The 7,669-nt window shown below is 74.3% G+C and carries 9 protein-coding genes; 4 read left to right on the top strand and 5 right to left on the bottom strand.

Going from position 1 to position 7,669, the window contains the following annotated elements; all coding sequences use genetic code 11:
• Positions 1 to 10 precede the first annotated feature (10 nt).
• Positions 11 to 889, top strand: a complete 879-nt coding sequence (locus tag IFT36_RS16595; RefSeq protein WP_249408648.1) for a hypothetical protein — start codon at positions 11 to 13, stop codon at positions 887 to 889.
• Between the two features lie 282 nt (positions 890 to 1,171).
• Here the strand turns inward: IFT36_RS16595 and IFT36_RS14155 are convergent, their stop codons facing one another.
• The 3 genes from IFT36_RS14155 to IFT36_RS14145 form a co-directional block, all read right to left on the bottom strand.
• Positions 1,172 to 1,675, bottom strand: coding sequence for a GIY-YIG nuclease family protein (locus tag IFT36_RS14155; protein ID WP_307785120.1), 504 nt, complete (start codon positions 1,673 to 1,675; stop codon positions 1,172 to 1,174).
• 143 nt (positions 1,676 to 1,818) lie between these two features.
• Positions 1,819 to 2,052 (bottom strand): PLDc N-terminal domain-containing protein, encoded by a 234-nt coding sequence (locus tag IFT36_RS14150; RefSeq protein WP_159827332.1) that lies wholly within the window; start codon positions 2,050 to 2,052, stop codon positions 1,819 to 1,821.
• Between the two features lie 33 nt (positions 2,053 to 2,085).
• The gene (locus IFT36_RS14145) at positions 2,086 to 2,829 is read right to left on the bottom strand and encodes an SDR family oxidoreductase (RefSeq protein ID WP_056042980.1); all 744 of its coding nucleotides are present in this window, start codon (positions 2,827 to 2,829) and stop codon (positions 2,086 to 2,088) included.
• A 172-nt stretch (positions 2,830 to 3,001) separates the two neighbouring features.
• Between IFT36_RS14145 and IFT36_RS14140 the strand changes: the two genes are divergently transcribed.
• Positions 3,002 to 3,847 (top strand): helix-turn-helix transcriptional regulator, encoded by an 846-nt coding sequence (locus IFT36_RS14140; RefSeq protein WP_056042983.1) that lies wholly within the window; start codon positions 3,002 to 3,004, stop codon positions 3,845 to 3,847.
• A gap of 131 nt (positions 3,848 to 3,978) precedes the next feature.
• Positions 3,979 to 5,016 (top strand): Gfo/Idh/MocA family protein, encoded by a 1,038-nt coding sequence (locus tag IFT36_RS14135; RefSeq protein ID WP_200413452.1) that lies wholly within the window; start codon positions 3,979 to 3,981, stop codon positions 5,014 to 5,016.
• A gap of 111 nt (positions 5,017 to 5,127) precedes the next feature.
• On the opposite strand, the gene IFT36_RS14130 is transcribed toward IFT36_RS14135, so the two are convergent.
• On the bottom strand, positions 5,128 to 6,033 hold the full coding sequence (locus IFT36_RS14130; protein ID WP_200413451.1) for a hypothetical protein: 906 nt from the start codon (positions 6,031 to 6,033) through the stop codon (positions 5,128 to 5,130).
• Entirely contained in the window at positions 6,026 to 6,535 is a 510-nt protein-coding gene (locus tag IFT36_RS14125) for an RNA polymerase sigma factor (protein ID WP_043594763.1), read from the bottom strand. Before IFT36_RS14125 ends, IFT36_RS14130 begins: the two co-directional genes overlap by 8 nt.
• A 257-nt stretch (positions 6,536 to 6,792) precedes the next feature.
• On the opposite strand from IFT36_RS14125, the gene IFT36_RS14120 reads away from it, so the two are divergent.
• Positions 6,793 to 7,527 (top strand): CHRD domain-containing protein, encoded by a 735-nt coding sequence (locus tag IFT36_RS14120; protein ID WP_200413450.1) that lies wholly within the window; start codon positions 6,793 to 6,795, stop codon positions 7,525 to 7,527.
• Positions 7,528 to 7,669: the final 142 nt, after the last annotated feature.

The raw sequence follows: 7,669 nt of genomic DNA, 5'->3' as shown, positions 1-7,669 counted from the left end.
GGCCGAGGGCATGCCGGCGCAGGGCGCGAGCGCACCGGGCCAGGCCCGGCCGGCACCGGGCGATGCCGGGACGGCGTCCGGCCAGGCCTGGGTGGCCCAGACCGCAGGAGGCGCGGTATCGGCGGCCCCGTCACCCCCGCCCCGGCGTCGCCGCGGCTCGAGCACGGGTCTGCCGTCGACGACGCCGCGCGCGGAGGCGAGCCGCAGTCCCGAGCCCTCCCGCGCCTCCCCCACCTCGCCGCTGGTCAACGACATCCGCACCGAGCGTGTCTCGCCGTCCACCGGCGCCTCCCGCACCGAGCATGCCTCCCCGCCCACCGGCGCCTCCAGCACCGAGCTCGCCTCCCCGGCCATCAGTGGCTCCCGCACCGAGCGCTCCTCCCGGCCGGCCCGCGCCCCTCGGCCGACCCGCGCCTCCCGGCCGGTGTGCGACAAGACGCCGGCCCTGCCGACCGGTACGCCTTTCGTCAGCGCGTGTGCCCCGAAGCCGGCGTCGGCGGTCGAGGCCGAGCTGCGAGCCGGACTGACGGCCCGGCTCGAGTTCGAGCCCGGTCTGAACGCGGTGCGGGTCGGGCGTCCGTTCTTCGACCACGTCGAGGTGTGGCCCGACATCGTGCTGAGCGAGCTGCGGGTCGCGATCGAGTACGACTCGACCGGGCGGCACGGGCTCGAGCACGTCGGGCACCGCGAGACCGCCGACCGCCGCAAGGACGCCGCGCTGCGGGCCGCCGGCTGGGAGGTCGTGCGGCTCCGGACCGGAAAGCTGCCCCCGCTCGGCCCCCACGACCTGCAACTCTCGGGGCTGACGCGGCAGACGGTGCCCCTGCTGCTCGACGAGCTGCGTGACATCCGCGGCCCGCTGCTCGTCGACGCCTACCTGCGCCGCTGAGTCTAGCGCGCCCCCGGGCGGCAGGGCCGGGCGGGCGGGCGGGCGGGACCACGACACCGCACCGCGTTTCGTGCACGGCACCCGATCTCGTCGCGGTGCGCTGCACGAAACACGGTGCGACGTTCAGAACGTGGTGTGACGCGACCCCCGGACGAACCTGCAGCCGAGCCAGCCGCGCCAGCCAGGCCAGGCGGACCAACCAGTCAAGCCAGGCCAGGCCAGGCGCGCCAGCCAGGCCAGGCGGGCCGGCCGGGCCAGGTGGGCCAGCCATGCGAGGCGGACTCAGCCGCGGAGGGCCAGCGCCTCGCTGCGCCAGCGGGCGTAGCGCTGCCACGGGTCGTCGATGCCCTCGGCGAGCGCCGCGACATGGGCGTCGAGCTCGGCACTCCGGGCGAACCATTCGGTGCGACCGAACCGGGACGCCGCGAACTGGCCGTGCCGTCGTCGCTCGACCAGGCGGTCGCCACGCTCGAAGGCCAGGAGTTCGTCGTGCCAGAGCGTCCCCAGTCGCTGTCGGGGATTCGACGAGGTGCCGATCTTGATGCGGTCCTCGAAGCGGATGTAGTAGACGACGTCGACCCGCACGACCCCGAGCTCGCCGTCGGGCACGTCGCCCGGACGCCACTCGCAGACGGCGCAGAGCCACCCCGACGGCCAGTGCACGCCGAGCCGCGACCCGCAGGCGAGGCAGGGGGACGGCAGCAGGTCGGTCACTCCCTCGCCCGACCCCTCGAGCGAGGCGGCCCAGTCGACAGCGAGCGCTAGGTGCCGGTCACAGAGCGGCACGGGTGAGGACGGGTCGACCGGACCACCGCAGGAGTCGCCGCCGAGCCGCCCCGTGCCTCCTCGGCAGGTGTCGTCGGGTCGGGGCGTCGGGCTGGTCACCCCCGCAGGCTAGGTGCGGCCGCCGACACCCGGCCGGGTCCGGCTCAGTCGTGCTCGTGGTCGATGCGCAGCCCGAGCGGGTGCGGCCCGAGCAGCAGCCAGACCGCACCGGCACCGAGCGGGAAGAGGACGGCGGCGACCGTCCAGACCGTGCGCTCGAGCTGCGTCGTGTCGGCACGCCGTCGGACGGCACGCACGATGCTGACGACGATCACGAGGTACACGACCGCCACGACGATCGCCACCACCGCCGGACCCCAGTCACCCCATGTGCTCATCCACCCAGCCTAGGGTGCGGCCCCCAGCCCGCCTCAGTGACCGCTGAGCCGCGCCAGCACCTCGTCGTAGCGCCCCTCGGCCTCGGCGTTGCGCAGGAACTTGACCCGCTCGACCAGGATCTCGTGGGCGTCGGGCTGTGCCTCGAGCAGCGCCATGGTCTCGTCGAGGTACTCGTCGAGCGGCATGGCCGACGGGTCGTCCTGCTGGCCGAGCAGGGTGGTCTGCACGGCCGGCGGCACGAGTTCGACGACCTGGACGCTCGTGCCGGCGAGCTGCACGCGGATGCCCTCGCTGAACGAGTGGATCGCCGCCTTGGTCGCGTTGTAGGTCGGCGTGATCGGCAGCGGCACGCTCGCGAGCCCGGACGACACGGTCACGATCGACGCCGCCGGCCGTGACTGCAGGAACGACGTCCACGCGGCGATCAGGCGGATCGGCCCGAGCAGGTTCGTCGTGACGATCGCCTCGGCGGTCGGGAGGAACTCACCTGTCGTGACGTCCTCGGTCTGCATGATGCCGGCCATCGCGACCACGACGTTGGTCTCGGGCCAGCGGCGTTGCACCTCGGCCGAGACGTCGACGACGGCCTGCGGGTCGGTGGTGTCCAGCTCGACGGCCTCGAGGCCCGGGTGGTCGCGGACGATCTGGTCGAGCAGGGCCCGGCGTCGGCCCGCCACGACGACGGTGTTGCCGGCGGCCTGCAGGCGCAGGGCGAGGCCCAGGCCGATGCCGGACGTGGCTCCGGGGATGAACACGGTGTTGCCGCTGATCTTCACGGTTGCTCCTTCGGGTGTGCCGCGCTCGGCGCGGCCGGTGGTCGTCGCCGCGCCGAGGGTGGTCGGGGCGACGACCCCACTCTGACCCGGGGAGGCGCGAGGCGGCAGAGAGCGCTCGTCCAGGGATCGCCACTCCCTGGTCGGCGAGCGACGGGGCTGACAGCATGGGGCGATGGACCGCGCCGAACTCGCCGACTTCCTCCGCCACCGCCGCGAGGCGCTGCGGCCGTCCGACGTCGGGCTGCCCGAGGGCGTGCGTCGGCGAACCGCGGGACTGCGTCGTGAAGAGGTGGCGGGGCTCGTCGGCATGTCGACCGACTACTACGCGCGGCTCGAGCAGCAGCGCGGCCCCCAACCGTCCGAGCAGATGCTGGTCGCGCTCACCCGGGCGCTGCGGCTGAGCCTCGACGAGCGCGACCATCTCTACCGCCTGACCGGTCACCACCCGCCGCGCCGCACACGCGGCGGCGACCACGTCAGTCCCGCCCTGCTGCGGGTGCTCGACCGTCTGGACGACACCCCCGCGCTCGTCCTCAGCGACCTGGCCGAGACGCTCGCGCAGAACCGGCTCGCGGTCGCCCTGCTCGGCGACCAGATGAGGCACGAGGGTCTCGACCGCAGCGCGTTCCACCGGTGGTTCACCGACCCGGCCGAGCGCGCCTCCTACCCGGTCGAGGACCACGCGCACCAGCTCGAGCTGCAGGCGTCCGGGCTGCGGGCGGCGCTCAGCCTGGCGGGCGGCCGCGGGCGACCGCGCGAACTGGTGGAGGCGCTGCTCGCCTCGAGCGACGAGTTCGCGACGATCTGGAGCCGTCACGCGGTCCACCAACGTTTCGACGACCGCAAGACGCTGTTGCATCCCGAGCTCGGCCGCATCGAGGTGGACTGCCAGGCCCTCTTCACCGAGGACCAGTCGCAGACGCTCCTCGTGCTGACGGCGACGCCCGGGTCCGACGACGACGCCAAGCTGCGCTTGCTCGACGTGATCGGCATCGGGCGGTTCGCCGAACACGAGTGAGGGCGAGGGGCGACCGTCAGACACCCGCAGCCGCACACGCACACGCACACGCACACTGGCAGCCGCCCGCACCCACACCCACACCCGCGAAGATGGATGCACCCACGACGACGTGACCCCGAGGAGAACGCATGTCCCCGCAGACCCAGAGCACCCCGAGCTTCCCCGCTTCGACGGCCGTCCCGTTGCGGGGCGGGCCGGTCCTCCGCTGGGGCGTGATCGGCCCGGGCGAGATCGCCGGCGACTTCACCGACGCCCTGCACGCGCACACCGACCAGCGCGTGGTCGCCGTGGCCTCGCGCAGCCTCGACCGGGCCGAGGCGTTCGCCCGCGCCCACGGCGTCGACACCGCCTACGGGGACGCGGAGGCGCTGGTCGCCTCCCCCGACGTCGACGTCGTCTACGTGGCCACGCCTCACACCCGGCACCTGCCGGACGCCCTGACCGCGATCCGTGCCGGGAAGCACGTCCTGATCGAGAAGCCGATGGCGACCAGCACGGCCGAAGCCGACGAGATCGTGGCCGCGGCGAGCGCCGCGGGGGTCCTCGCGATGGAGGCGCTGTGGACGCGCTACCTGCCGCACACCACCGTCATCGCCGAACTGCTCGCCGAGGGGGCGATCGGAGACGTGCGACTGGCGACCGCCGACGTCGCCTGGGCGAACGACCTCTCGGCCGGCGGACGCATGACGGACCCGGCCCTCGGCGGCGGCGCCCTGCTCGACATCGGCGTCTACGCCTTCTGGTTCACCCAGTTCGCCACCGGTCACCCCGTCGAGTGGCACGCCACCGGCTCGACCCGGGCCGACGGCGTCGACCTCGACGCGGCCGTCGTCACCCGCACGGCCGACGGGGTGCTGGCCACCGCGGCGACCAGCCTGCTCACGACCTCGCCCGGACTCGGCACGATCTCGGGCACGACCGGCTCGATCCGCACCCTGCAGAACCTGGTCTTCCCGGCGACGTTCGAGCTGACAACGGGCCGCGGCTCGGCCGTCTGGAGCGACCCGACCGTCCCGACCGGCCGCCAGGGCCTGGCCTACCAGGCGACGGCCCTGTCGTCCTACGTCGATGCCGGGCTGCGCGACTCGCCTCTGCACTCGCTGGCCGACTCGAGGTCGTTGCTCGCGACGATCGAGGCGACCCGCGCCTCCTTGACCGTCGTCTGACCCCGCCGAGACATCACGACTCGCGGCTCACGTCCCGAGGTGAGCGGCACGTCGTGACAACTCGACGGACGAGAGCAGGAGGCGCGAGTCGGCACGGCCGGGAGGCGCGGCTCAACTCGCGACCGGGGGCACCGACGCGACGGCGATGTCGTGGCCGTCCGCGGCACGGATCTCGACGGACGCCACGTCGGGCCGCAGCACGGCGGCGTTCAACCGACAGTCGACGCGCACGTCCGACCCGAGGAACGCACCGGACTCGTACTCACGCCCGTCGCCCCCGACCACCACGACCGTGAACGCCGAGCCCGTCGGCAGGCCGTCGATGCTGAGGACGGTCTCGGTGCCCCAGGTGTGGGCGACGAGGTCCCCGTCGAGGTCGACCCCGGCGGGCTGACCGACGAAGTCCACGTGCTCGACGGCGCCGAGGGTCCCGGCCGGGCCGGCCACCACCGTGTCGCGAGGCATCGCGAGCAGGACTCCGCCCCCGGCCCCGATCGCCAGGCATGCGGCGGCGGCGACGGAGATCAGCAGCGGGCGACGGCCCCGGCCCGAGCGGGCGGTGGCGACGTGCGGACCGATGCGCGGGAGCGTCGGGTCGTCCCCCGTCGTGCCGGCGCCGGACAGGATGCCGGCATCGGAGGCGGTGCCGACGTCCGAGGCGATGCCGTCATCGGTTGCCCGCCCGGCGGCCGGGTCGTCTCCGGCCCGTGCGACGGCGTGGACGCGCTCGCGGAGTCCGTCGCTCGGGGCGACCTCGTCCCAGCGACCCAAGTCCGAGAGCCCTCCGACGACGACGCCCAGCGACGCCAAGTCGGCGTCGATCGACGGGTCGGCGGCCCGCAACGCGTCGAACTCGACGCGTTCGCTCGGCGAGAGGTCGTCCGCGAGCGCCGCGGCCGTCAACTCGTCACGACGGGCGTCGGAGCCCCCGACACCGTCGGCGCCCCCGCCGTCCCCGGCACCGGCACCGGCACCGGTACCGTCACCGGCCCCCACCCCTGGCGTGCGGTCAGTCATCGGTCGTCTCCTGGTCGTCGAGGTGGGTGCGGAGGGCACGCAGCGCGTGGAACACGCGGGTGCGGAGGGTCGCGACGGGCACGCCCGTGCGCTCGGAGACCTCGCGGTAGCTCAGGCCCTCGAGGTGGACGGCCACCACGGCCGCCCGGTGGTCGTCGCTCAGGCGGGCGAGCCCCTCGGCCATGCCCAGGCGCTCGAGCGGGTCGGCGACGGTCGCCACGGGGTCGGGGGCGTGCTCGAGCGGCACGACCGACGGCGTGCGCGTGCGTGCCCGGTACACGTCGAGCACGACGCGGCGTTCGATCGCGAACAGCCAGGTGCGGACGCTGCCGCGGTCGGCGTCGAACGAGTCGCGGGCGCGCCAGGCCCGCACGAAGGTCTCTTGCACGCAGTCCTCGGCGAGCGCCCGGTCGCGGAGGGCGTTGACGGCGAAACCGAGCAGCGACGAGCCGTGTTCGACGAACGCGGCCCGGACGTCGAGACCGGACGACCCCTCGCTCATCGGGCTCCGATCTGCGACGCGGCCCGGGACGGGCCCCGCGCGACCCATGACGGCGATCATCCGCCTGCCCTCCAGCCTATCCACGCCGTTCGCGGATGCCGACGGGGTCTACGTCCGCTGCGCCTCCGGCGTTCACCGCACCGTCGAGAAAACTTTCTCGGCACCCGGTGAACGCATCGAGGCCCGACGACGTAGGCCCTGTCGAGCGGCACCCGCCCGGGCGCCGCCCCGTCGAGAGGACCCGGAGCATGCCGAAGATGACGCGCACGACCAAGAAGACCGCCATCCGCACCCTGACGATCGGTGGCGCCGCCGCCACCGCCGTCACCCTGTTCGGCGTGACGCCCGCGTTCGCCGAGACCGAGGTGCCCGAGCCCGCGACCTTCACCAGCGCCTACACGGTGATGGCGACGCCCGACCAGGTGATCAACAACGACGGGGTCGCCACCCCGGGCGAGGCCGGTGCCACGGGGACGTTCGACTTCCGCGTCAACAGCGACACCGAGGTGATCTGCTACGACATCACCCTGCGCGGCGTCACGGGCGAGTACCAGAGCCCGGCGAAGACCGCGACGCACATCCACGAGGCGGCGAAGGGCCAGGCCGGCCCGCCGCGCATCGCGTTCCCGAACCCGGTCGACCGCGGTGACGGCACGCGCACGAGCAGCGGCTGCCTGCAGGGGCCCTTCACGACCGGCGTCATGAGCGCCGCCGGGGCCGACACGGGCACCGGCTTCAGCCTGAAGCAGCTCGAGGCAAACCCGGCCGGCTTCACGGGCGACTCGCACACGGCCACGTTCGCGGCCGGCGTCGTCCGCGGCCAGCTGACGCAGGTGCCCGTCGGTGGCGTCGACACCGGACTCGGAGGCGCGGCCGCCGAGAGCGCGTCGGCCGGCGGTCTCGGCCTCGCGGCCGGTGGCGCCGGGGCCCTCGCCCTGCTCGGTGCGGGTGCGTACGTCCTGACCCGTCGTCAGCGCGCGGCCCGAGCCTGACGTGCTCCGCTCCCTCCGCCCGGTGGTCGTCGTCGGCGTCGTGCTGGCCCTCGCCGGGTGCGCGTCACCCGGGGTGGTCGCACCGACGGTGACGCCGGCCCCGGGGGCGGGGGCGAGCCCCTCGGCGACCGCGGCTCCGTCG

The sequence above is a fragment of the Frigoribacterium sp. CFBP 13605 genome (assembly GCF_014839405.1).
Lineage (GTDB): Bacteria > Actinomycetota > Actinomycetes > Actinomycetales > Microbacteriaceae > Frigoribacterium.
Note: the sequence above shows the minus strand (reverse complement) of the source record. Positions and strands in the feature narration are given on the sequence as shown.

What these genes read in the sequence shown, in the direction of transcription:
- IFT36_RS14140 (WP_056042983.1), top strand. Translation starts at nt 3,002, where the DNA reads ATGGACCGCGCCGAACTCGCCGACTTCCTCCGCCACCGCCGCGAGGCG.
- IFT36_RS14125 (WP_043594763.1), bottom strand. Translation starts at nt 6,535, where the DNA reads ATGAGCGAGGGGTCGTCCGGTCTCGACGTCCGGGCCGCGTTCGTCGAA.
- IFT36_RS14130 (WP_200413451.1), bottom strand. Translation starts at nt 6,033, where the DNA reads ATGACTGACCGCACGCCAGGGGTGGGGGCCGGTGACGGTACCGGTGCC.
- IFT36_RS14120 (WP_200413450.1), top strand. Translation starts at nt 6,793, where the DNA reads ATGACGCGCACGACCAAGAAGACCGCCATCCGCACCCTGACGATCGGT.
- IFT36_RS16595 (WP_249408648.1), top strand. Translation starts at nt 11, where the DNA reads ATGCCGGCGCAGGGCGCGAGCGCACCGGGCCAGGCCCGGCCGGCACCG.
- IFT36_RS14150 (WP_159827332.1), bottom strand. Translation starts at nt 2,052, where the DNA reads ATGAGCACATGGGGTGACTGGGGTCCGGCGGTGGTGGCGATCGTCGTG.
- IFT36_RS14135 (WP_200413452.1), top strand. Translation starts at nt 3,979, where the DNA reads ATGTCCCCGCAGACCCAGAGCACCCCGAGCTTCCCCGCTTCGACGGCC.